Annotated in this window: 22 protein-coding genes and 1 other RNA gene; 13 read left to right on the forward strand and 10 right to left on the reverse strand. The window is 69.3% G+C overall.

The genetic code is table 11. The features are described from left to right. Positions 1-10: 10 nt before the first annotated feature. Positions 11-1,075, forward strand: coding sequence for an NAD(P)-dependent alcohol dehydrogenase (locus tag ABLE38_RS07695; RefSeq protein ID WP_348973570.1), 1,065 nt, complete (start codon positions 11-13; stop codon positions 1,073-1,075). 255 nt (positions 1,076-1,330) lie between these two features. On the opposite strand, the gene ssrA is transcribed toward ABLE38_RS07695, so the two are convergent. Next, positions 1,331-1,710, reverse strand: a transfer-messenger RNA (tmRNA) gene (gene ssrA, locus ABLE38_RS07700). A 61-nt stretch (positions 1,711-1,771) separates the two neighbouring features. On the opposite strand from ssrA, the gene ABLE38_RS07705 reads away from it, so the two are divergent. Further along, positions 1,772-2,203, forward strand: coding sequence for an Rrf2 family transcriptional regulator (locus ABLE38_RS07705; protein ID WP_348973571.1), 432 nt, complete (start codon positions 1,772-1,774; stop codon positions 2,201-2,203). A gap of 144 nt (positions 2,204-2,347) precedes the next feature. Here ABLE38_RS07705 and mscL read toward each other — a convergent pair whose 3' ends face one another. Further along, positions 2,348-2,779 (reverse strand): large conductance mechanosensitive channel protein MscL, encoded by a 432-nt coding sequence (gene mscL, locus ABLE38_RS07710; RefSeq protein WP_348973572.1) that lies wholly within the window; start codon positions 2,777-2,779, stop codon positions 2,348-2,350. Positions 2,780-2,938: 159 nt separating this feature from the next. Here mscL and ABLE38_RS07715 point away from each other — a divergent pair, with 159 nt between their 5' ends. The 5 genes from ABLE38_RS07715 to ABLE38_RS07735 all read left to right on the forward strand — a co-directional run bounded on the left by ABLE38_RS07715 (position 2,939) and on the right by ABLE38_RS07735 (position 6,164). After that, on the forward strand, positions 2,939-3,529 hold the full coding sequence (locus ABLE38_RS07715; RefSeq protein ID WP_348973573.1) for a LemA family protein: 591 nt from the start codon (positions 2,939-2,941) through the stop codon (positions 3,527-3,529). A 188-nt stretch (positions 3,530-3,717) separates the two neighbouring features. Then, entirely contained in the window at positions 3,718-4,104 is a 387-nt protein-coding gene (locus tag ABLE38_RS07720) for a TPM domain-containing protein (protein WP_348973574.1), read from the forward strand. Then, the gene (locus ABLE38_RS07725) at positions 4,101-4,958 is read left to right on the forward strand and encodes a TPM domain-containing protein (RefSeq protein ID WP_348973575.1); all 858 of its coding nucleotides are present in this window, start codon (positions 4,101-4,103) and stop codon (positions 4,956-4,958) included. The genes ABLE38_RS07720 and ABLE38_RS07725 overlap by 4 nt, the downstream gene beginning before the upstream one ends. Position 4,959: 1 nt before the next feature. Continuing rightward, positions 4,960-5,631, forward strand: coding sequence for a hypothetical protein (locus ABLE38_RS07730; protein WP_348973576.1), 672 nt, complete (start codon positions 4,960-4,962; stop codon positions 5,629-5,631). After that, positions 5,628-6,164, forward strand: coding sequence for an NUDIX hydrolase (locus tag ABLE38_RS07735; RefSeq protein ID WP_348973577.1), 537 nt, complete (start codon positions 5,628-5,630; stop codon positions 6,162-6,164). Before ABLE38_RS07730 ends, ABLE38_RS07735 begins: the two co-directional genes overlap by 4 nt. Here the strand turns inward: ABLE38_RS07735 and ABLE38_RS07740 are convergent, their stop codons facing one another. Genes ABLE38_RS07740 through hrpB form a run of 3 tightly spaced genes read right to left on the reverse strand, consistent with a single transcriptional unit; the run spans position 6,165 to position 9,158 of the window. Further along, the gene (locus tag ABLE38_RS07740) at positions 6,165-6,452 is read right to left on the reverse strand and encodes an excalibur calcium-binding domain-containing protein (RefSeq protein ID WP_348973578.1); all 288 of its coding nucleotides are present in this window, start codon (positions 6,450-6,452) and stop codon (positions 6,165-6,167) included. Further along, positions 6,433-6,717, reverse strand: a complete 285-nt coding sequence (locus tag ABLE38_RS07745; protein WP_348973579.1) for an NADH dehydrogenase ubiquinone Fe-S protein 4 — start codon at positions 6,715-6,717, stop codon at positions 6,433-6,435. Before ABLE38_RS07745 ends, ABLE38_RS07740 begins: the two co-directional genes overlap by 20 nt. Before the next feature lie 11 nt (positions 6,718-6,728). Next, on the reverse strand, positions 6,729-9,158 hold the full coding sequence (gene hrpB / locus ABLE38_RS07750) for an ATP-dependent helicase HrpB (protein ID WP_348973580.1): 2,430 nt from the start codon (positions 9,156-9,158) through the stop codon (positions 6,729-6,731). 59 nt (positions 9,159-9,217) lie between these two features. Between hrpB and ABLE38_RS07755 the strand changes: the two genes are divergently transcribed. Further along, positions 9,218-9,436 carry a hypothetical protein gene (locus ABLE38_RS07755; protein WP_183999412.1) on the forward strand — a complete coding sequence of 73 codons (219 nt, stop codon included), beginning with the start codon at positions 9,218-9,220 and terminating at the stop codon, positions 9,434-9,436. 3 nt (positions 9,437-9,439) lie between these two features. Here the strand turns inward: ABLE38_RS07755 and ABLE38_RS07760 are convergent, their stop codons facing one another. Continuing rightward, the gene (locus tag ABLE38_RS07760; RefSeq protein WP_348973581.1) at positions 9,440-10,450 is read right to left on the reverse strand and encodes a polyprenyl synthetase family protein; all 1,011 of its coding nucleotides are present in this window, start codon (positions 10,448-10,450) and stop codon (positions 9,440-9,442) included. Positions 10,451-10,524: 74 nt separating this feature from the next. Between ABLE38_RS07760 and ABLE38_RS07765 the strand changes: the two genes are divergently transcribed. Genes ABLE38_RS07765 through ABLE38_RS07785 form a run of 5 tightly spaced genes read left to right on the forward strand, consistent with a single transcriptional unit; the run spans position 10,525 to position 15,202 of the window. Continuing rightward, positions 10,525-10,809, forward strand: coding sequence for a chorismate mutase (locus ABLE38_RS07765; protein WP_348973582.1), 285 nt, complete (start codon positions 10,525-10,527; stop codon positions 10,807-10,809). Next, complete coding sequence (locus ABLE38_RS07770) at positions 10,806-11,507, forward strand: hypothetical protein (RefSeq protein WP_348973583.1); 702 nt, start codon at positions 10,806-10,808, stop codon at positions 11,505-11,507. Before ABLE38_RS07765 ends, ABLE38_RS07770 begins: the two co-directional genes overlap by 4 nt. A gap of 10 nt (positions 11,508-11,517) precedes the next feature. After that, positions 11,518-12,639, forward strand: coding sequence for a glycosidase (locus ABLE38_RS07775; RefSeq protein WP_348973584.1), 1,122 nt, complete (start codon positions 11,518-11,520; stop codon positions 12,637-12,639). Continuing rightward, a complete protein-coding gene (locus tag ABLE38_RS07780) occupies positions 12,636-14,201 on the forward strand; it encodes an alpha-amylase family glycosyl hydrolase (RefSeq protein WP_348973585.1) in 1,566 nt (521 codons plus the stop codon). Before ABLE38_RS07775 ends, ABLE38_RS07780 begins: the two co-directional genes overlap by 4 nt. Continuing rightward, positions 14,198-15,202: a glycosyltransferase family 4 protein gene (locus ABLE38_RS07785; RefSeq protein ID WP_348973586.1), complete on the forward strand. Its 1,005-nt coding sequence runs from the start codon at positions 14,198-14,200 to the stop codon at positions 15,200-15,202. The genes ABLE38_RS07780 and ABLE38_RS07785 overlap by 4 nt, the downstream gene beginning before the upstream one ends. Positions 15,203-15,238: 36 nt before the next feature. Here the strand turns inward: ABLE38_RS07785 and ABLE38_RS07790 are convergent, their stop codons facing one another. The 4 genes from ABLE38_RS07790 to ABLE38_RS07805 all read right to left on the reverse strand — a co-directional run bounded on the left by ABLE38_RS07790 (position 15,239) and on the right by ABLE38_RS07805 (position 20,376). Beyond that, on the reverse strand, positions 15,239-16,234 hold the full coding sequence (locus ABLE38_RS07790) for a D-cysteine desulfhydrase family protein (protein WP_348973587.1): 996 nt from the start codon (positions 16,232-16,234) through the stop codon (positions 15,239-15,241). After that, entirely contained in the window at positions 16,234-16,380 is a 147-nt protein-coding gene (locus tag ABLE38_RS07795; protein ID WP_348973588.1) for a hypothetical protein, read from the reverse strand. The genes ABLE38_RS07790 and ABLE38_RS07795 overlap by 1 nt, the downstream gene beginning before the upstream one ends. Positions 16,381-16,455: 75 nt before the next feature. Continuing rightward, complete coding sequence (locus ABLE38_RS07800; protein WP_348973589.1) at positions 16,456-16,929, reverse strand: hypothetical protein; 474 nt, start codon at positions 16,927-16,929, stop codon at positions 16,456-16,458. Between the two features lie 39 nt (positions 16,930-16,968). Then, positions 16,969-20,376, reverse strand: coding sequence for an AAA family ATPase (locus ABLE38_RS07805; protein WP_348973590.1), 3,408 nt, complete (start codon positions 20,374-20,376; stop codon positions 16,969-16,971). Between the last annotated feature and the right edge of the window lie 8 nt (positions 20,377-20,384).

Below are 20,384 nucleotides of genomic sequence, written 5' to 3' on the forward strand. Positions count from 1 at the left end.
GGAATTTCCAATGACCACCCAAGCCAAGGCCTATGCCGCCCAGTCGGCCACCACCCCGCTCGCGCCGTTCCACTTCGAGCGCCGCGACCTGCTCCCCGACGACGTCTCGATCGACATCCTGTTCTGCGGCGTCTGCCACTCCGATCTGCACACCGCGCGCAGCGAATGGGACGGCACGCTCTTCCCCTGCGTCCCCGGCCACGAGATCGTCGGCCGCGTCAGCGCCGTCGGCGGCGAGGTGACCAGGTTCGCGGTCGGCGACCTGGTCGGCGTCGGCTGCATGGTCGACAGCTGCGGGCATTGCCCGTCGTGCAAGGAAAGCGAGGAGCAGTTCTGCGAGACCACCGGCTTCGTCGGCACCTATAACGGGCCGGACGCGCATCTCGGCGGCCACACCTTTGGCGGCTATTCGGATCATATCGTCGTCAAGCAGGGCTTCGTGCTCAAGATCGGCCATGACGAGGGCGACCTGGCCGCGGTCGCGCCGCTGCTCTGCGCCGGCATCACCACCTATTCGCCGCTCAAGCATTGGGGCGCGGGCCCGGGCAAGAAGGTCGGCGTGGTCGGCATCGGCGGCCTGGGGCACATGGGCATCAAGATCGCCGCGGCGATGGGCGCGCATGTCGTCGCCTTCACCACGTCGCCGTCCAAGATCGAGGACGCGAAGAAGCTCGGCGCGCACGAGGTGATCGTCTCGCGCAATGCCGACGAGATGGCGGCGCATGCCAACAGCTTCGACTTCATCCTCGATACCGTCGCGGCCAGCCACGACCTCGACGCGCTGACCGGCCTGCTCAAGCGCGACGGCACGCTCACCCTGGTCGGCGTGCCCGAGCATGCCCATCCCTCGCCCAACGTGTTCAACCTGGTGTTCAAGCGCCGCTCGATCGCCGGCTCGCTGATCGGCGGCATCGCCGAGACGCAGGAGATGCTCGATTTCTGCCACCAGCACGGGCTGACCGCGGACATCGAGATGATCCGGATGGACGAGATCGAGACGGCGTACGACCGGATGACGAAGAGCGACGTGAAGTATCGCTTCGTCATCGACATGGCTTCACTGCAGGAAGGCTGAGGGCGCCTGGCGCCGCTTGGGGCCGGGGCCGGTTCGCCGGCGCCGGCTGCCGCCAGGTACGGGTGCCGTGGCTTCCCTGCGCGGGAGCCGCGGCGGCCGCGCGCCCTCGGCGACCATCGCCGAGGCGATCACGCCGAATGCGATGAGTGCAGTCACTTTATGGGCGTGCCGGTCCATATCGGCCTAAGAGCGCAACGCGGACGCGCGCGAAATCCGGGAGATCGCCGCTCCGGATTCATCCTTAATGCATGGGAAAGTGGGGAGCTTCTGTTGCCCGGTGCTCCCCGTACCGCTGGAATCCGCTTCTGTTGCCCGGTGCGGTCCAACCGCGCATTTTAGAATAACCTTAGGCCGTTAAGCCTTGGGGTTACGCCGCAATAGCGAGTGCTTCGTTATCGTTGGCACTTGTGTTTCAGACCGTCACAGTGGCCCAGGCTGAGAGATAGATAGCGCTTTTCAACACACGTCGATCCTAGTTCGGCCCCGTCATGAGCCTCGGTTGCCCGAGGTTTATGGTGGAGCCGGCGGGTACTGCCCCCGCGTCCGCTGCGCCTATTGCACGCCTTCGTTTATCCCCATAGCCGACCGAAGCCGGCACGACCCATATAGGGGCGGAATCGATTAATGAAAAGGTCAGGCGGCGCGCCCTAAGGCCTTCACACTGCCGCAAACTATGGGCATGGATGTTATTAACCCATGTTGACACAACGTTCCCGCTACGCCCTTCGCGCGATGCTCTTCCTGGCCGGACAGCCGGCCGCCGGCGCGCCCACCCCGATGAACCGCATCGCGGCCGAGGCGAACGTGCCGCGCAAGTTCCTCGAGCTGATCCTCGCCGACCTGCGCGAGGCGGGCTTCCTCACTTCCACGCGCGGCAAGGCGGGCGGCTATCGCCTGGCCCGGCCGACGCACCTGATATCGCTCGGCGAGATCATCCGGGTGATCGAGGGGCCGCTGGCGCTCGTGCCCTGCGTCAGCCGCACCGCCTATCGCCCGTGCAACGACTGCAAGGACGAGGCGAGCTGCGCGATCCGCCAGGCGATGGCGCGAGTGCGCGACGAGACCGCCCGCATTCTCGACGGCACCAGCCTGGCCGATGCCGTCGCGGAAGACCTTGCCGCGGCCTGAGGCCGGCGCAAATCGCTTGCAATGTAGGATTTCGTCTGGTGCGGTTGCGCCATGGCATCCGCGCGTCCCTGGCTGGCTTCGCACCCGGCAAAGGCAGTCGCGGCCAAAGTGAAACGATATGCCGCGACTCCCTTCACTTTGGGCTCAGGCGGCGTTCTTCGCCTTCAGCTCGTCACGGATCTCGCGCAGCAGCGTCACGTCCGCCGGCTCGGCGGGGGCGGCCGCCTCGGCCTTCGGCATCATCCGGTTCACGGCGCGCACCAGCAGGAAGATGATGAAGGCGACGATCAGGAAATTGACCGCGGCGGTGATGAACGCGCCATAGCCGAACAGCGGCACGCCGGCCTTTTTCAGCGCGGCATAGTCAGTCGATCCGGCCAGCGCCGCAGGGATCGGCCCGAGCGCGATGAAGTAGCTCGAGAAATCGAGCCCGCCGAAGATCTTGCCGATCAGCGGCATCAGCAGGTCGTCGGTGAGCGAGGTGACGATCTTGCTGAACGCCGCGCCGATGATCACCGCCACCGCCAGATCGAGCACGTTGCCGCGCGCGATGAATGCCTTGAATTCCTTGAACATGCCGTCCGCTCCCTCACCTGCCGCCTGGGCGCGGCATCGCGGCCATGATGCACGGATGCGGCGCCCAGGCAAACCGGCCCCGTTCCGATTTCGCTTTCGGAGCGGGGTGTTACCGCTGTATAAGACACCAACGACCCAGATCCGGAGGATCATGCAGTGATGAAGTTTCGTGCCGTTCTCGCCTTCGCCGCCGCCGCCGTGCTGGCCGGCTGCGGGCTCAACAGCGTGCCCACCGCGGAAGAGAATGCGAAGGCGAAATGGGCGGACGTCCAGGCAGCGTACCAGCGCCGTATGGATTCGGTTCCGGGCCTGGTGGAGACCGTGAAGGGCTCGGCCGCCTCCGAGGGCAAGATTCTGACCGACGTGACGAATGCCCGAGCCAAGGCAACTTCGGTGCAGGTCTCCGCGAATGACCTCACCGATCCCGCCAAGATGCAGGCTTTCCAGGCCGCGCAGCAGCAGTTCAATGGCTCGATCGGTCGCCTTCTGGCGAGCGTCGAGGCCTATCCCGAACTCAAGAGCCAGGCGAACTTCACCAAGTTCATGGATCAACTCGAAGGCAGCAACAACCGCATCACGATCGCGATCCGGGATTATAACAACGCGGTGCAGGCCTATAACACCCGCATTCGCACCTTCCCGGACGCGATCGGCGCCAAGGTCTTCTACGGATCCAAGCCGATGGTGCCCTATGCGGCGAAGGCGGGCGCGGAGAACGTGCCCGACATCAGCTTCGGGAACAGCAACTGATCCTGAGGGCGCTCCTCCTCTGCGGTGCGCTCGCGGCCTGCAAGCCCGCGGCGCAGGATGCGCAGCCTGTCGTTGCCGGATGTAAGCCTTCGGCGGCGGCTGCTGCAGCAACCGATGGCAACGCGATCGCGGCGATCGAGCCGCAGCCCGCGCCGTCGGGCTACAGCTTCCCGGCGCTGACCGGCCGCGTGGTCGACGGCGCCAACCTGTTGTCGGTCAGCCAGCGGCGTGCCCTCTCCAATCAACTGGTCGATGCCGAAAAGCGTTCGAAGCACCAGTTCGTGGTGGTGACGGTAAAAAGCCTGGGCGGGCACGACGTCGCCGATTACAGCCAGCGGCTCGGCACCTTCTGGGGCATCGGCCGCAAATGCTTCAACGACGGCGTGCTGCTGGTCATCGCCCCGAACGAGCGCAAGGCGCGCATCGCGGTCAGCGAGGGACTTCGAGAAGCGCTTACCGACGCAGAGGCGGGTGCGATCCTGGAGAAGGACATCCTGCCGCGTTTCAAGACCGGAGACATGCCCGGCGGCATCCTCGCCGGTAGCGACGCCATCATCCGCGAGATCACTCAATGACCCTGTTGCGTAGCCCGCTCGCATTCCTGCTCGTCCTGGTGCCGCTCTCGGCCCAGGCGCAGCCGACCTTCCCCAAGCTCACCGGCCGAGTGGTCGACGATGCCCATCTGCTCTCGGTCCCGCAGGTCGCGGAGCTCACCCAGCTCTCGGAGCAGGTCGAGGCCGCCTCGACGCGCCAGTTCGTCGTCGCAACCATCCCCGATCTCCAGGGCTATAATATCGAGGACTACGGCTATCAGCTCGGCCGCGCCTGGGGGATCGGGCAGAAGGACGCCAAGAACGGCATCATCCTGATCGTCGCGCCCAAGGAGCGCAAAGTGCGGATCGAAGTCGGCTACGGCCTCGAGCCGATCATGACCGATGGCCTATCGAGCCAGATCATCAACGAGACGATCATCCCCAAGTTCAAGGCCGGCGACATGCCCGGCGGCATCGTCGCCGGTGCGCAGGCGATCGCCGAGCAGATGAAGCTGCCGCTCGAAGCCGCCGAGCAGCGCGCCCAGCAGACGCAGGTCAAGGTCACCCAGACCAGCCGCAAGACGCATAGCGGCGGCTTCCCCTTCGGGCTGGTCTTCTGGGGCATCATCCTCCTGTTCGTCATCCTGCCGATGCTCGGCCTGGGCCGCCGCAGCCGCAACGGCCCCTGGGGCCCGCGCTATCGCAGCCATGACGGCGGCGCGCTGCCGATCATCCTCTGGTCGATCGCCAACGAGATCGGCCGCGAATCGCGCAGCTCCGGCAGCAGCTGGGGTGGCGGCGGCGGTAGCGGCTGGGGCGGCGGCGGAGGCGGCGGTGGCGGCTTCTCCGGCGGCGGCGGATCGTTCGGGGGCGGTGGCGCCTCGGGGAGCTGGTGAGATGCGCTTGACCGATCAGGACCGCAGCGCGGTCGCCGAGGCGGTGACCGCCGCCGAGCTGACCACCAATGGCGAGATCGTCACGGTCGTCGCCGGACGCTCGGATCCCTATCACGACGTCGCGCTGCACTGGGCGGTGCTGGCGATGCTCCTCGTCCTCGCCTTGCTCGCTTGGCAGCCCTGGCCGGCCGAGTGGCTCCACACCCGCTTCGTCGACAGCTGGGCGCAGGTCGTGCCGGCGCGCTGGTACCTCACCATCGCGCTGGTGCTGATGGCGGCGACCTTCCTGGTGGTGCGCGTCGCGCTCGCCCTCGATGCGCTGCGGATGCTGCTGACCCCGGGCGCGACCAAGAACCGTCGCGTCCACCGCCGCGCGCTCGAGCTGTTCCGCGCCGCCGCCGAGAAGCGCACCCGCGGCGCCACCGGCGTGCTGGTCTATCTCAGCCTCGCCGAGCACCGCGCCGAGATCATCGCCGACGCGGCGATCCACTCCAAGGTCACCGCCGATGTCTGGGGCGCGGCGATGGCGGCGCTGCTCGGCGGCGTGAAGCATGACAAGGCCGGCGAAGGCATGGCCGAAGCCGTGCGCCAGATCGGACTGGTCCTCGCCGAGCATTTCCCGCGCAGCGACGACGACACCAACGAGCTTCCCGATCGGCTGATCGAACTGTGAGCGATGCCTCGGAGGATTTGGGCCGCGAGGAAATCGCGTGGTCCGGCAAGTGGATCACGGCCAAGCGGCGCGGCAAATGGGAATATGTCTCGCGGGCCCGCGACATCCGCGCCGCGGTGATCATCGCCATCGATGAAGACGATCACGTTCTGCTCGTCGACCAGTACCGCGTCCCGCTCGGCAAGCGCTGCCTCGAGCTGCCTGCCGGGCTGATCGGCGACGAGCACGCGGACGATACGGTGCTGGGCGCCGCCCGCCGCGAGCTGATCGAGGAAACCGGCTATGACTGCGCCCGGGCCGAGAGCCTCGGCGACTATTATTCCTCGCCGGGCATGGTCTCGGAAAGCTTCACCCTGGTCCGCGCCACCGGGCTGACCCGGGTCGGTGAGGGTGGCGGCGTGGCGGACGAGGACATCCTCGTCCACCGCGTGCCCCGCGCCGACATCCCCGGCTTCGTCGCCGCCAAGCGTGCCGAGGGGCTGGGGATCGACGTGAAGCTGCTGTTGCTGCTCAGCGGCGCGCTGCTCGGCTGATCACTCGCAGGCGATGCCGTCGTCGTCGCGGTCCAGCCGGCCGCTATATCCCGGCTGACCGCGCCGGATCGGCGCGACCCCCGCGGCACGCGCCGCGGCGCAATTGGGGTAATAGGCATCGTCGGCGGCGACCATGCGCGGCGCGCGGGTGACACGCACCGTCCGCACGGTTTTCGCTCTTCGCTTCTTGCCACGGCCGCCATCCGGCGCAGCCTCGGCAAAGCCGGCCGCGAGCATGCCCGCGGCCGCCAGCATCGCGGTCAGTCGCTTAGCGGAAATTGTCCGCATAGGCTTGCAGCTTCAACTTCCGCTCGGGCGCCGCGACGACGTGGAAGGCCACGCCCTCGCGCTCGGCATAGCCGGTGGCGGCTTCCAGCGTCGGGAAGGTCATGCGCAGCTGCGTCGCGGTCGCGTCGCCGCCGGCCCAGCCGGTCAGCGGATCGGCCTGTTGCTGGCGCACCGGCTCGAACTCGAGGATCCACGCGGTCGTGCGCGCGCGGCCCGACTGCATGGCGTTCTTGGGCTGCTGATAGATGCGGGCGGTCTTGGTCATGGTGAGTCCCTTTAACGCGGCCCGCCGCCCCTTGCATCAGCCTTTTTCGTCCTGAGCGTCGCGGAGGCTGCGGCGGGGTCCTCGGGCCAGGGATGCCGCGGATAGCGCCCGCGCATCTCCTTGGCGACTGCGGCCCAGCTCCCCTTCCAGAAGCCCGGCAAGTCGCGCGTCGTCTGGATCGGCCGCCCGGCCGGCGAGGTCAGGCTGAGGATCAGCGGGGTGCCGTCGCCGAGCGTGGGATGTTCGTTCAGCCCATACAGCGCCTGGACGCGCATCTCGACGGTCGGCCCGCCCTCGGCGGCATAGTCGATCGCATAGCTCGACCCCTCGGGCGTCTCGAAGCGCGCCGGCGCCAGCCGGTCGAGCGCCTTCTGCCCATCCCAGCCGAGGAGATTGTTGAGCGCATTGGTCAGCCCCTCGACCGCATCGAGCCGCCGCTTGCCGGCGAGCAGCCCCGGCAGCCAGTCGTCGAGTTCGGCGCGCAACCGTTCGTCGGACAGCGACTCATTGCCGGCATAGGCGGCGCGGGTGCGCAGAGCCTGCGCGGTGTCGGACCAAGGCAGCAGGTCGAGGCCATGTTCGCGCACCCCCTCGAGCAGCGCCTTCTCGATCTCCGCCGGGTTCGCCGCCGCATCGGGGCCCCTCGACAGGCGGATCGCGCCGAGCCGGCGTTCTCGAAGGGCTTCGATGCGCCCCGTTGCGGGATCGAAGCGGACGCTGCGCCGCGTCTCGATCCGGTCGGCGAACAGCGATTCGACCTCGGCCGGATCGATCGGCGCGGCGGAAAGGATGCGCGCGCCCGATGCCATGCCTTGCGTCTCGGCGACCGCGAGCCATTCGGCGCGAGCGAGCGACGAGGCCGGATCGAGCTTGAACCCGCGTCCGCCGGCCGACGCCCAGGTCTCGCCGGAAGCATCGCGGCGCCTGGCGATCCGGTCGGGGAAGGCGAGCGCGACGCAGGCGGCGGGATCGCCGATGCCGTCATCGCCCACCAGCTTGGCCCAGCGCTGCGCCAGCCGCCGGCCATTCTCCGCACGCGGCCCGCGCTCGCTCCGCCAGCGGCGCAGGCGCAGCTCGAGATCGGCGTCGGTGCCACCGAGCCCGCGCTCGCCGAGCAGCACCGCGATCTGCGCCGCCGTTCCCGCCATGCCGCGCTCGGCGGCGCGGACCAGCATATGGCCGAGCCGCGGCGGCAGCGGCAGGCCGGCGATCGCCTTGCCATGCGCGCTCGGGCGGCCGGCCTCGTCCAGCGCCTCCAGGCTGCCCAGCCGCTTGCGCGCCTCCGACACCGCGGCCTCGGGCGGCGGATCGAGCCAGTGGAGCTCGCGCGGATCGCTGACGCCCCAGAGCGCGCAATCGAGCACCAGCGCCGAGAGATCAGCTTCCAATATCTCGGGCGGATCGAAGCGCGGCAGGCCCGCGGTCGCCGCCTCTTCCCACAGCCGATAGGCGACGCCGGGCCCCTGGCGCGCGGCACGGCCGGCACGCTGGGTGACCGCTGCCTGGCTCGCCCGCTCGGTGACCAGCCGCGTCATCCCCGCCGCGCGGTCGTAGCGCGGGCGCCGGGCAAGCCCCGAATCGACGACGATGCGGATCCCCTCCAGCGTCAGCGAGGTCTCGGCGATCGACGTCGCCAGCACGATCTTGCGCCGCCCCTGCGGATCGGCAGCGATCGCGGCGCGCTGGGCACCCGGCTCGAGCGCGCCGTGCAGCTTGTGGACCACTGCGCCCGGCACCTCGCCGATCCGCTCGGCCGTGCGCTCGATCTCGGCGACGCCCGGCAGGAAGGCGAGCACCCCGCCCTCGGCCTCGCGTAGCGCCGTCCGGATCGCGGCGGCCATCGAATCCTCAATCCGTGCCTCCGCCGCCCGGCCGAGATGGCGCAGCTCGAGCGGCCAGCTCCGTCCCTCGCTCTCGATCACCGGCGCGCCGCCCATCAGGTCCGAGAAGCGCGCGCCGTCGAGCGTCGCCGACATCGCCACGATCCGCAGGTCCGGCCGCAGCGCCGCCTGCGCGTCGAGCGAGAGCGCCAGCCCGAAATCGCTGTCGAGGCTGCGCTCATGGACTTCGTCGAACAGCACGGCGGAGACGCCGGCCAGCTCGGGATCGGCCTGGATGCGGTTGACGAAGATCCCCTCGGTGACGACCGTCACCCGCGTCGCCGCCGAACGCTTGCTGTCCATCCGCGTCGCATAGCCGAAGGTCTGGCCAACCTGCTCGCCGGCCAGCGCCGCCATCCGCTCGCCCGCCGCGCGCGCCGCCAGCCTGCGGGGGGACAGCAGCAATATCTCGCCCGTGCACCAGGCCTCGCCCAGCAGCGCTGGCGCCACTGCCGTGGTCTTGCCCGCACCGGGCGGCGCGACCAGCACGGCGTTGCTCGCGGCCCGCAACGCAGCCAGCAAATCGGGCAAAACAACATGGATCGGCAGAGTCTCACGCATCACGCGCAACCAATTCCCCGAAGCCGGGTTTGGCGCAAGCGAAGCCTAAGGAGCATGACATGGCGAGAACCCTGGCACAGTTCAGCATCACCCCGGACAGCGACGGCGACTACACGCTGCATCTCGAAGACGATGACGGCGAGACGCTGGAGTTCACCGCCAGCTTCGAGCAGCTCGACCTGATTACCGAGGCGATCGAGGAAGTGCTCGACGACGACGAGGAAGACGCCCTCACCGCCGATGACGATGACGACGATGAGCCGTCGGACGACGAATAAGCCTCAATAAGCGCGGGCGACTGCGAACTCGACGGCTTCGACCATCGCGTCCTTGGCGGGGCTCGAGGCGAAGCCGCCGATCGCATCGATCGCGCGCTGGCCGTAGTGCCGCGCGCGGGCGAGCGTGTCGTCGACCGAGCGGCTGGCCTGGACCAGCCGGATCGCCTCGGCGAAATCCTCGCCCGAGGTGCGATGGCCCGAGATCGCCGCCTTCCAGAAGGCGCGCGCGCTCTCGTCGCCGCGGGCATAGGCGAGGATGACCGGCAACGTCATCTTGCCTTCGCGGAAATCGTCGCCGGCGTCCTTGCCCATCGTGCCCGCGTCCGAGACATAGTCGATCGCGTCGTCGACCAGCTGGAAGGCAATGCCGAGGTTGCGGCCATAGGCGTCGAGCGCGGCTTCCTCGTCCGAACGCTCGGCGACCACCGCGGCGATCTTGCAGGCGGCGGCGAACAAGGCGGCGGTCTTGGCGCCGATGATGTCGAGATAGCGCTCCTCGCTGAGATCAAGCCGGCGCACCGCAGTGAGCTGGTTGACTTCGCCCTCGGCGATCACCGCGCTGGCGTTGCTCAGGATCTTGAGCACCTTGAGGCTGCCGTCCTCGACCATCAGCTCGAACGAGCGGCTGAACAGGAAATCGCCAACCAGCACGCTCGCCGGATTGCCCCAGATGATGTTGGCGGTGCGGCGGCCGCGGCGCAGGTCCGATCCGTCGACCACGTCGTCGTGGAGCAGCGTCGCAGTGTGGATGAACTCCACGGCGGCGGCGAGCCGGTGGTGGCGGGTGCCCGAATAGCCGAGCAGCTGCGCGCTGGCGAGCGTGAGCATCGGCCGCATCCGCTTGCCGCCGCCGGCGATCAGATGGCCGGCCAGCTCCGGGATCAGCGGGATCTCGGACTGCATGCGATCGAGGATCACGGCGTTCACGAGGTTCATGTCGTGCGCGACGAGCGCCATCATCGGATCGAGCGAGGGGGCGGGGCCGCCGCCGAGGCGATGGAGGGTGGCGCTCATAGGGCAAGCCTGTGGCGGGTGCGGCGCGCAAAGGCAAGGCTTGCGTGACCTAGCGTCCTGCGCAAAGAGGCCTCATGTCCGACGAGACCCTCACTCGCTTCCGCCAGAGCATCGACAATATCGATGCCGCGCTCGTGTTCCTGCTCGCCGAGCGTTTCAAGGTCACGCAGGCGGTGGGGCGCTACAAGGCCGAGTCCGGCCTGCCGCCGGCCGATCCGGGCCGCGAGGACCGCCAGATCGCCCGGCTGCGCGAGCTTGCCAAGACCGCGGATCTCGACCCGGAATTTTCCGAGAAGTTCCTGCGCTTCATCATCGACGAGGTCATCCGCCACCACGAACAGCTGCGGGACGAGAAATGAGGGGCAGGGCCGCCCTGCTGCTGCCGGCGCTGCTGCTGGCAGGATGCGGCGGCCAGCCGGTGCAGAAGCCCGCGCCCACGCCGAGCCCGACCCCGTCGCCCACGGCCGATCCCGCCGCGCGCCTCGCCGCCGCGGTGAAGCGAGTCTATCCCGAGGGCCCGAACCAGGGGCCGATCACCTTCGACGACAACAAGCTGATCGACACCGGCTTCGGCCCCGTGCTGGTCAGCCACGGCCATGTCCGCGACGCCGCCCATGCCGATTCGGGCGTGATCGCGGTCCATTATCTCCAGGCCGACGGCGCCGGCTTCACGCTGCGCCAGAGCTACGACAAGGCGGTCGAGATCGGCAGCATGGGCGACCTTGCCGAATGGTCGATCAACGACAAGTTCGCCGACCAGCCGGTGCTCTATGCCGAGGGTGGCGGCACCTGGCAGGGCTATACCTGCAGCTATACCAGCCTGGTCGAGCTGCTGCCCGAGGGGCCCAAGGAGATCGCGTCGTTCCAGTCGCTCTATGACGACAGTGGCGCTGCCGAGGACAAGCCCCAGTCGATCCGGGGCAAGATCACGACGATCCGCAAGGGCCAGGATTTCACCGTGAAATTCGAGGGAACCCGATCCTTCGCCGAACGATACATCTGGCGAGGCGGCAAGTACCAGCGCGAAGGCGGGGAAAGTCAGATTCCGACCTGTTGAGGGGGTGCATGTGGCGGCGGACGACGATTTCCTGATCTTCCGCCCCGACGATGTCGATCTCAGCCGTTCCCCCTTGCGTGGGAGCGTGGACGAGCCGACCTTCGTGCTCGGCGCCTTCAACCCCGGCTTCGCGCGGCTGCCGAACGGCAATATCCTGCTGATGGTCCGCGTCGCCGAGGCGCTGGCCAATCCGGTCGACGGCGACAGCGCCCGCGCGATCCGCTGGACGCGGGATGGCTATGTCCTGGATCGCCACCCGGTCGCCGGCATCGACATGGACGATCCGCGCCAGTTCGCGCTCAAGGACCGCAATCCGCGGCTGCTCGGCCTCACCTCGCTCTCCTGGCTGCTCCCCGTCGAGCTGAGCAAGGATGCGGGCCAGATCGTGAAGATCCACTACGACAAGGCGATCCAGCCTTCGGCCAGCTTCATGGATTACGGCGTCGAGGATGCCCGGATCAGCCTGGTCGGCGGCAGCTGGTGGATGACCGTGTGCGGCGTCTCGGCCGAGCGCCACTGCACCGCGATGTACCATTCGGTGAACGGGCTCGACTACAAGCTGCTCGGCATCGTCCTCGACCACCAGAACAAGGACATGATCCTGTTCGAGGGCAAGCCGGGCGGCAGGTACATGGCGCTCACCCGCCCCTTGGGCGAAGTCTATTTCGCCTATCCCGAGGACAGCCCTTGGCTTGGCGGCCCGGCGATCAACATGGCGCAGTCGCCCGACGGGCTCCACTGGAAGCCGCTCGACACCCCCGGCATCCGCGCACGCAAGGGCACCAGCTCCACCCAGCGGATCGGCGGCGGCAGCCAGCCGGTGCTGACGCCCGAGGGCTGGATGCTGATCTATCACGGCGTCGAGAAGCGGGACGCGGTCGGAATCTATCGCAGCTTCTGGGCGCTGCTCGACAAGGACGATCCGTCGCGCATCCTGCGCCAGGAGGATTCGGTGCCGCTGCTCGAAGCCAATCCCGCGCTCACCGATCCGATCGCGCACCAGCTCTATCTGCCCACCCCCGTGGTGTTCACCACCGGGGTCGCCGACGCCGGCGACCATTATATCGTCGCGAGCGGAGAGGCCGATCTCGCATGCCGCATCACCCGCGTTGCGAAGGAGCGGTTCAAGTGACCGAATGGTGGAAATCCGCCGTCATCTACCAGGTCTATCCGCGCTCCTTCCAGGATTCGAACGGCGACGGCATAGGCGACCTCAAGGGCATCGAGAATCGCCTCGACGACCTCAAGGCATTGGGCGTGGACGCGATCTGGATCTCGCCGATCTTCCCCAGCCCGCAGGCGGATTTCGGTTATGACGTCGCCGATTATTGCGGGATTGATCCGCGCTTCGGCACGCTCGCCGATTTCGACGCGCTGCTCGCCGCGGCGCACGAACGCGGCATCAAGCTGCTGCTCGACCTCGTCCCCAACCACAGCTCGGACCAGCATCCCTGGTTCGTCGAGAGCCGCGCCTCGCGCGACAATCCCAAGCGCGACTGGTATATCTGGCGCGATCCCAAGCCCGACGGCTCGCCGCCCAACAACTGGATCAGCGATTTCGGCGGCTCGGCCTGGGAATGGGACGAAGCCACCGGCCAATATTATTACCACGCCTTCCTGAAGGAGCAGCCCGACCTCAACTGGCGCAACCCGGCGGTGCGCCAGGCGATGCTCGACGTGCTGCGCTTCTGGTTCGCGCGCGGGATCGACGGGTTCCGGATCGACGTGCTCTGGCACATGGTCAAGCATGCCGACCTGCCCGACAATCCGGCGAACGACGAATGGGCGCCGGGCCAGCCCGACTATACCCGCGTCCACCAGCTCCATTCGACCGACCAGCCCGAAGTCCACGGCATCGCCGGCGAGATGCGCATGATCGCCGACGACTATGGCGCCCGCGTCCTGATCGGCGAGATCTACCTGCCGGTGCCCCGCCTGGTCGGCTATTACGGCACGCAGGCGCAGCCGGGCGTCCATCTGCCCTTCAACTTCCAGCTGATCGGCGCCGACTGGAATGCCCGCGGTCTGGCGAAAATGATCGCGGACTATGAAGGCGCGCTCCCGCCGGGTGGCTGGCCCAATTGGGTGCTCGGCAATCACGATCGCCCGCGCATCGCCACCCGCGTCGGCCCGGCGCAGGCGCGCGTCGCGATGATGCTGCTCCTCACCCTGCGCGGCACGCCGACGCTCTATTATGGCGACGAGATCGGCCTGGAGGACGTGGCGATCCCCGCCGGCCAGGTCCAGGACCCGCGCGAGCTGCGCGAGCCGGGCATCGGCATGGGTCGCGATCCCGTCCGCACGCCGATGGCCTGGGATGCGAGCGCCCATGCCGGGTTCAGCCCCGCCGACCCCTGGCTGCCGCTCCACCCCGACTGGCTGACCCGCAATGTCGAGGCCCAGCGCGGCGATCCCGCCTCGATGTGGCGGCTCACCCAGAAGCTGCTGTTCCTGCGCCACGAACACCCGGCGCTCGCGCTCGGCGACTATCACCCGGTCGACGCGGATGGCGACCTGCTCGCCTATGAACGGCGCCACGAGCATGACCGGCTGCTGATCGTGCTCAACCTCGGCGACACGCCCCAGGGCTTCGCCATCCCCGAATGGGCGGAGAGCCTGACCGTCCTCGCCTCCGCGCGCGGCGGCACCGACCCCGCGCTGCTCTCCCCGAACGAAGGCTATATTCTCGGATGAAGATCGCCATGCTGGCGCCGATCGCGTGGCGCACGCCGCCGCGCCACTATGGCCCGTGGGAGCTGGTCACCAGCCTGCTGACCGAGGCGCTGGTCGCCCGCGGCATCGACGTCACCTTGTTCGCCACGCGCGATTCGATCACCGCCGGCACGCTCGATGGCGTGGTGCCCGCGGGCTATGAGGAAGACCCCTCGATCGATGCCAAGGTCTGGGAATATGCCCACCAGTCGCACCTCTTCTCCCGCGCCGGCGACTTCGACCTGATCCACAACCAGGCCGATTTCCCCGCCCACGCCTATGCCCCGCTGATCGACACGCCGATGGTGACGACGATCCACGGCTTCTCGTCGAACCGCATCCTGCCGATGTACAAGCCGTTCGAGGACCGGGTGCACTATGTCGCGATCAGCGCGGCGGACCGGCATCCGTCGCTCCGATACGCCGCGACGATCCACCACGGCATCCGGCTCGACGAATTCCCGTTCGAGGCGGAGGGCGGCGAGGACCTGCTGTTCTTTGGCCGCATGCACCCGGACAAGGGCGCGGCCGAGGCGATCGAAGTCGCGCGCGCGACCGGGCGCCGGCTCAACCTCTATGGCATCATCCAGGACCAGGGCTATTTCGACCGCGAAGTCGCGCCCTGGCTGGACGAGCGCATCGTCTATCACGGCCCGGTCGGCGGCGCGGAGCGGCTGCGGGCGCTCGGCAAGGCGCAGGCATTGCTCCACCTGATCAATTTCGACGAGCCCTTCGGCCTGTCGGTGATCGAGGCGATGGCCTGCGGCACCCCGGTGATCGCGATCGACCGCGGCTCGATGCCCGAACTGATCACGCCGGAGACCGGGCTGCTGGTCGATTCGGTCGGCGGCGCGATCGCCGCGCTCGGGCAAGTCGAGGGCATCGACCGGGCGGCATGCCGCGCGCGGGTCGCCGCCCACTTCTCGGTCGAGGCAATGGCCGAGAAGTATATCCAGCTCTACCGGACAATCCTCGGCACTTAGTTCCCCGGCGAAAGCCGGGGAACAGCCCCTCAGAAGTCACGCAAACGCCGGCTGATACGCGTACAGCCCGGGCGTCCCGCCGGTCATCACGAACAGCACATCGCCGGTGAGCGACCCGTCCCGCAGCCCCGCCAGCACGCCGGCGAACGCCTTGCCGCTATAGACCGGGTCGACCAGCAGCCCCTCGGCCCGCGCCATCAGCCGAACGGCGGCGAGCATCGCCTCGGTCGGAATCCCGTATGCCGCCCCGCGCTGCGACCCGTCGATGCGGACCTGTTCGGGCCGTATCTCCCAGCCGCCGAGCAGCGCGAAGACCTGGTGCGCAAGCGCCAGCGTGCCGTGCTCCGCAGCCTCCAGCTCGGCAAGCACGGTGAAGGACAGCACGCGCTGCGGGTCGTCCTCGGCGACGGCCATGCCGGCCACGAGCCCTGCATGCGTGCCATGGCTGCCATTGGCGACGACGATCGTCTCGAAGCGCAGGCCAAGTTCGGCTTCCTGCATCCGGATCTCGGCGGCGCAGGCGGCATCGCCCAGCGCGCCCACCGGCGAGGAGCCGCCCGCGCCGACCACATAGGCCTTGCGGCCCTCCGCACGCAGCGCATCGGCACGGAGATAGGCCGCGGTGAGCGCGTTGGCGTCGCGTGGCAGATGATGCACCGTGGCGCCGAACAGCTCGTCGAGCAGCTGGTTGCCATTGTGCAGATAGCTCGGGTCCTCGCGCGGCACCGTGTCGGTCAGCATCAGCTCGGCCTTGAGGCCCATCCGCGCCGCCGCCGCCGCGCTGAGCCGCGCATGGTTGGATTGCCGCGCGCCGGTGGTGATGAACGTGTCGCAGCCCTGGTCGAGCGCTGCGCCGAGCAGGAACTCGAGCTTGCGCAGCTTGTTGCCGCCGCCGCCCAACCCCATCAGGTCGTCGCGCTTCACGAACAGTCGCGCGCCCGTCAGCCCCAGCGTCGCCTCGACTCGCTCCAGCCGCTGGATCGGCGTCGGCGCGTCGAACAGCGGGATGCGGGGGAAATCGCGCCGGCCCATTATCCCAGCCAGAGTGCCAGGACCAGGCAGAGCGGAAGCACCGCCACCACACAGAAAATCGCCGCGAGCCACGCGGCGCCAAGGCCGTGGCGCCTGCGTACCCATCCGACGGACCATTCGGTGAAGTCGATGAAAGCCTGATCCATCCCGCTATCCCGACGTCCCCCGGATCGACGTCGTCGCGTCGAATAGCGCAATGCGGGGGAATGCGTCGAGCGGCATCAGAGCGCCGGCTTGCAGCCGCGCGACTGGTAGACCCCGCGCAGGAAACCGCGCCGCGCGAAGCCCGCTGCGAGGGCGGCCTCGAGCGCGCGCTGCGCCGATGCCGCGCCGCTCACTTCGCGCACCAGCCCGCGAAATGGCACGATCAGCCCGGCCACGGTATCCCCGGTGACCTTGAGCTTGCGGCTTTTCGCCGGATCGCTGTCCGCCACGAAATCGGGCCCGAGCGCCTTGCTCAGCTCGTCGAACGCGCCGCGAATGTCCGCGCATTTCCGCAGGCCGGACAGGCTGTAGGGATTCTTCGCCGCGCGCGCGAGCACCGGCGGGATCCTGGTCTTCACCACGCCGACATCCTTGGCCGGCTGCGCGGCGATATCCTCGGCCTGCTTGCTCGTCGATTGCGGCTTGTCCTGCGCCGCGGCAGGACTGGCGAACATCGCCAGGGCGAGCCCGATCCAGAGACTCGATCGCATGCGCTTCCTCCTGTTGCCCGCCGGAGCAAGCGTGCGCGCTTATTCCGCCGCCAGCAAGCTTTCGGCCCCGCCCAGGTCCACCGACACCAGCCGGCTCACCCCGCGTTCGACCATCGTCACGCCGAACAGCCGGTGCATGCGGCTCATCGTCGCGGCATTGTGGGTGACGATCAGGTAGCGCGTCGCAGTCTCTTCGGTCATCCGCTCGAGCAGGTCGCAGAAGCGATCGATATTGGCGTCGTCGAGCGGCGCGTCGACTTCGTCGAGCACGCAGATCGGCGCAGGGTTGGTCAGAAACAGCGCGAAGATCAGCGCCACGGCCGTAAGCGCCTGCTCGCCGCCCGAAAGCAGGGTCAGTGACTGGAGCTTCTTGCCCGGCGGCTGCGCCATGATCTCGAGCCCGGCCTCGAGCGGATCGTCCGAATCGACCAGCTCGAGATGGGCCTGGCCGCCGTTGAACAGCGTCGAGAACAGCCGCCGGAAATGCTGGTCGACCGCCTCGAACGCACTCAGCAATCGTTGGCGCCCCTCGCGGTTGAGCGTGCCGATCGAGCCGCGCAGCTGGTTCACCGCCTGGTGGAGCTCGTCGCGCTCGGCGGCATTGCTGGTGAAGGCGGCCTCGAGCTCGGCCAGCTCGGTCTCGGCGACGAGGTTGACCGGCCCGATCCGCTCGCGCTCGGCATTCAGCCGCTCGTGCCCGGTCGATTCCTCCTCGGGAGAACGCACCGTCGCTTCGTCAAAGCCGGCCTTTTGCGGCAGGATCGGTGGCGGGCATTCGAAGCGCTCGCCCGAGATGCGGCCCATCTCGATGCGGCGCATCTCCTGGTTCTCGGCGCGGGCAGCAGCGCCGGCGCGCGCCTCGCGGGCCTGCGCCAGGATCTCGTTGGCGGCGCGCACCGCGCCTTCGGTCTCGCGCACCGCCATCTCGGCTTCGCGCTCGGCGGCTTGGGCAGTGGCGCTCTCGACGCGCGCCTTCTCGGTCGCCGCCTCGGCCTCGGCGAGCTGCGCCTCGAGCTGGGCGGGCTTGCCGGCAAGCGCTTCGCTCTCCTCGGCGAGCTGGACCGCGCGCTTCTCCATGTCCGCCGCGCGCCGCGCCGCCTCGCCGGCACGCGACTTCCAGCCCTTGGCCTCGGCGCCCGCCGCCGCATGCCGTTCGCGCGCGGCAGCGATCTCGCGCTCGAGCGTGCCGCGCTCGGCGCGGGCGGAGGCGGAGGCGGCGCGCTTGGTCTCGGCGTCCAGCGACAGCGCCTGGACGCGCGCGCGCGTCTCGGTGCCGTCAGGAAGTGCCGCCTTCGCCGCTTCGGCACGGTTAAGCTCGGTCGCCGCCTCGTCCTGCTCGGCCGCGACCCGGCGGATGCGCGTATCGAGATCGGCGCGCTGCGAATCGAGGCGCTCGAGCTGTGCCGTCGCGCGGTCCTCGGCGCGGCCGGCGTCGCGGCCGGCTTCCTCGGCATGCGCGAGCACGCGGCGGCAATCGCCCGCCGCGCGCCGCGCTTCGGCGATATTCTCCTCGATCCGCGCCAGCTCGGCATCGGCGCTCTCGACCGCGCGCAGCGCCGCCGGCCGCGCCTTCTCGATCGCGACCAGCCGGTTGATCCGCACCAGCCGCTCGGCGGCCGCCGCGCCGCCGGACCTGGCGACATAGCCGTCCCAGCGCCGCAGCACGCCCGCCAGCGTCACCAGCCGCTGCCCGACCGCGAGCGCCTGGCCCGTATCCTCCTCCGCGACCAGCACCTGCGCGAGCCGGCGCGACAGCCCTGCCGGCGCCCGGACATGCGCGCCCAACGGCGACGTCCCTGCCGGCGCACGCGGATCGCCGGCCTGCGGCTCGGCCCCGGCCCAGTAACGCTCGGCGCTGGTGTCGAGCCCGGCCTCGAGATCGTCGCCCAGCGCCGCGGCCAGCGCGCGCTCATAGCCGGCGTCGACCTGCAGCTTGTCGAGCAGCCGGTCCTTGTCGGACGGGCGCGTCGCCTTGACCAGCGCGGCCGATTCGCTGTCGAGCTGGGCGAGCTCGGCATGCGCGCCGGCGCGCTTGGCCTGGGCGTGGTTGCGCGCCTCGACGCCGGCGCGTTCCTCGGCATCGGCGCGGGCCATCCCGGTGCGCGCGCTCTCGGCCTGGCGCAGCGCCTGGGCACGCGCTTCCGCCGCGCGGACCTTCTCGGCCTTGAGCGGCTCGGGATCGGGCAGCGCCTTGAGCTCGGCATCGATCCGCGCGCGGTCGCGCTCCGATCGCTCGGCCCGGGTCCGCGCCGCCGCCAGCGCAGCCTCGGCAACGCGCGCTTCCGCAGCCTCGGTCGCCTGCGCCGCCAGCGCCTGGGCCAGCGCGACCTCGGCATCGCGCGCGGCGCGCTCGGCCTCGGCGAGCGCCGCGTCGAGATGCGGCATCCGCGCGCTGGTCTCGGCGATCCGCCTGTCGAGCGCCTTGCCTTCCTCGTCGAGCCGGGCCAGCGCCTCGGCGGCGTCGCGGGCCAGCGCGCCTTCGCGGCCGCGATCCTCTTCGAGACGTCGCACCGATTCCTGCACCTCGGCAATCCGCCGCTCGACCGCCGCCTTGTCCGCGCGCAGCGTCGCGAGCCCGTGCATCGCCTCGGTCGCCTTGTCGCGCACCGCCAGCGCCGCGGCGCGCAGTGTCGCGAGCGTCTCGGCCGCCGCCTGCTGCACCGCCACTGCCGCATCATATGCCTGGCTCCGCGTCGAGACCAGGATCTCGGCCGCCACCGCTTCCTTCTTGGCCGCGTCCGCCGCTGCCGCCGCATCGCGCCAGCGCGCGAAGATCATCCGCGCTTCCGCCACGCGGATCTTGTCGGATAGCTCGCGGTAGCGCTCGGCCTGGCGCGCCTGGCGCTTCAATTGCGCGGCGCGCGTCTCCTGGTCGCCGATCACTTCGTCGAGCCGGGTCAGGTTCGCCTCGGTCGCGCGCAGCCGCTGCTCGGCGTCCTTGCGGCGCACATGCAGGCCGGCGATCCCCGCCGCCTCCTCGAGCATCGCCCGGCGCTCGCCCGGCTTGGCCATGATGATCGCGCCGATCCGGCCCTGGCTGACCAGCGCCGGCGAATGCGCCCCCGTCGCCGAATCGGCGAAGAGCAGCGCGACGTCCTTGGCACGCACGTCGCGCCCGTTGATCCGATAGGCCGAGCCGGCGCCGCGCTCGATGCGGCGGACGACTTCCATCTCGTCGTCCTCGCCGACCTGGTCGGCCTGGATCGAGACCTCGGCGAAGTCGCGCGCCGGCCGCGTCGCGGTGCCGGCGAAGATCACGTCCTCCATGCCCGCGCCGCGCATCGACTTGGCGCTGGTCTCGCCCATCACCCAGCGCAGCGCCTCGAGCAGGTTGGACTTGCCGCAGCCATTGGGGCCGACGATCCCCGTCAGCCCCGGCTCGATACGCAGATCGGCCGGGTCGACGAAGCTCTTGAAGCCCGTCAGCCGCAGCCGCTTGATCTGCACCTCGCGCT

Source organism: Sphingomonas sp. KR3-1 (genome assembly GCF_040049295.1).
Lineage (GTDB): Bacteria > Pseudomonadota > Alphaproteobacteria > Sphingomonadales > Sphingomonadaceae > Sphingomonas.

Coding starts and splice junctions, on each gene's coding strand:
- ABLE38_RS07695 (WP_348973570.1), top strand. CDS start 11: ATGACCACCCAAGCCAAGGCCTATGCCGCCCAGTCGGCCACCACCCCG.
- ABLE38_RS07755 (WP_183999412.1), top strand. CDS start 9,218: ATGGCGAGAACCCTGGCACAGTTCAGCATCACCCCGGACAGCGACGGC.
- hrpB (WP_348973580.1), bottom strand. CDS start 9,158: ATGCGTGAGACTCTGCCGATCCATGTTGTTTTGCCCGATTTGCTGGCT.
- ABLE38_RS07760 (WP_348973581.1), bottom strand. CDS start 10,450: ATGAGCGCCACCCTCCATCGCCTCGGCGGCGGCCCCGCCCCCTCGCTC.
- ABLE38_RS07745 (WP_348973579.1), bottom strand. CDS start 6,717: ATGACCAAGACCGCCCGCATCTATCAGCAGCCCAAGAACGCCATGCAG.
- ABLE38_RS07800 (WP_348973589.1), bottom strand. CDS start 16,929: ATGCGATCGAGTCTCTGGATCGGGCTCGCCCTGGCGATGTTCGCCAGT.
- ABLE38_RS07790 (WP_348973587.1), bottom strand. CDS start 16,234: ATGGGCCGGCGCGATTTCCCCCGCATCCCGCTGTTCGACGCGCCGACG.
- ABLE38_RS07725 (WP_348973575.1), top strand. CDS start 4,101: ATGACCCTGTTGCGTAGCCCGCTCGCATTCCTGCTCGTCCTGGTGCCG.
- mscL (WP_348973572.1), bottom strand. CDS start 2,779: ATGTTCAAGGAATTCAAGGCATTCATCGCGCGCGGCAACGTGCTCGAT.
- ABLE38_RS07770 (WP_348973583.1), top strand. CDS start 10,806: ATGAGGGGCAGGGCCGCCCTGCTGCTGCCGGCGCTGCTGCTGGCAGGA.
- ABLE38_RS07785 (WP_348973586.1), top strand. CDS start 14,198: ATGAAGATCGCCATGCTGGCGCCGATCGCGTGGCGCACGCCGCCGCGC.
- ABLE38_RS07740 (WP_348973578.1), bottom strand. CDS start 6,452: ATGCGGACAATTTCCGCTAAGCGACTGACCGCGATGCTGGCGGCCGCG.
- ABLE38_RS07730 (WP_348973576.1), top strand. CDS start 4,960: ATGCGCTTGACCGATCAGGACCGCAGCGCGGTCGCCGAGGCGGTGACC.
- ABLE38_RS07765 (WP_348973582.1), top strand. CDS start 10,525: ATGTCCGACGAGACCCTCACTCGCTTCCGCCAGAGCATCGACAATATC.
- ABLE38_RS07705 (WP_348973571.1), top strand. CDS start 1,772: ATGTTGACACAACGTTCCCGCTACGCCCTTCGCGCGATGCTCTTCCTG.
- ABLE38_RS07715 (WP_348973573.1), top strand. CDS start 2,939: ATGAAGTTTCGTGCCGTTCTCGCCTTCGCCGCCGCCGCCGTGCTGGCC.
- ABLE38_RS07795 (WP_348973588.1), bottom strand. CDS start 16,380: ATGGATCAGGCTTTCATCGACTTCACCGAATGGTCCGTCGGATGGGTA.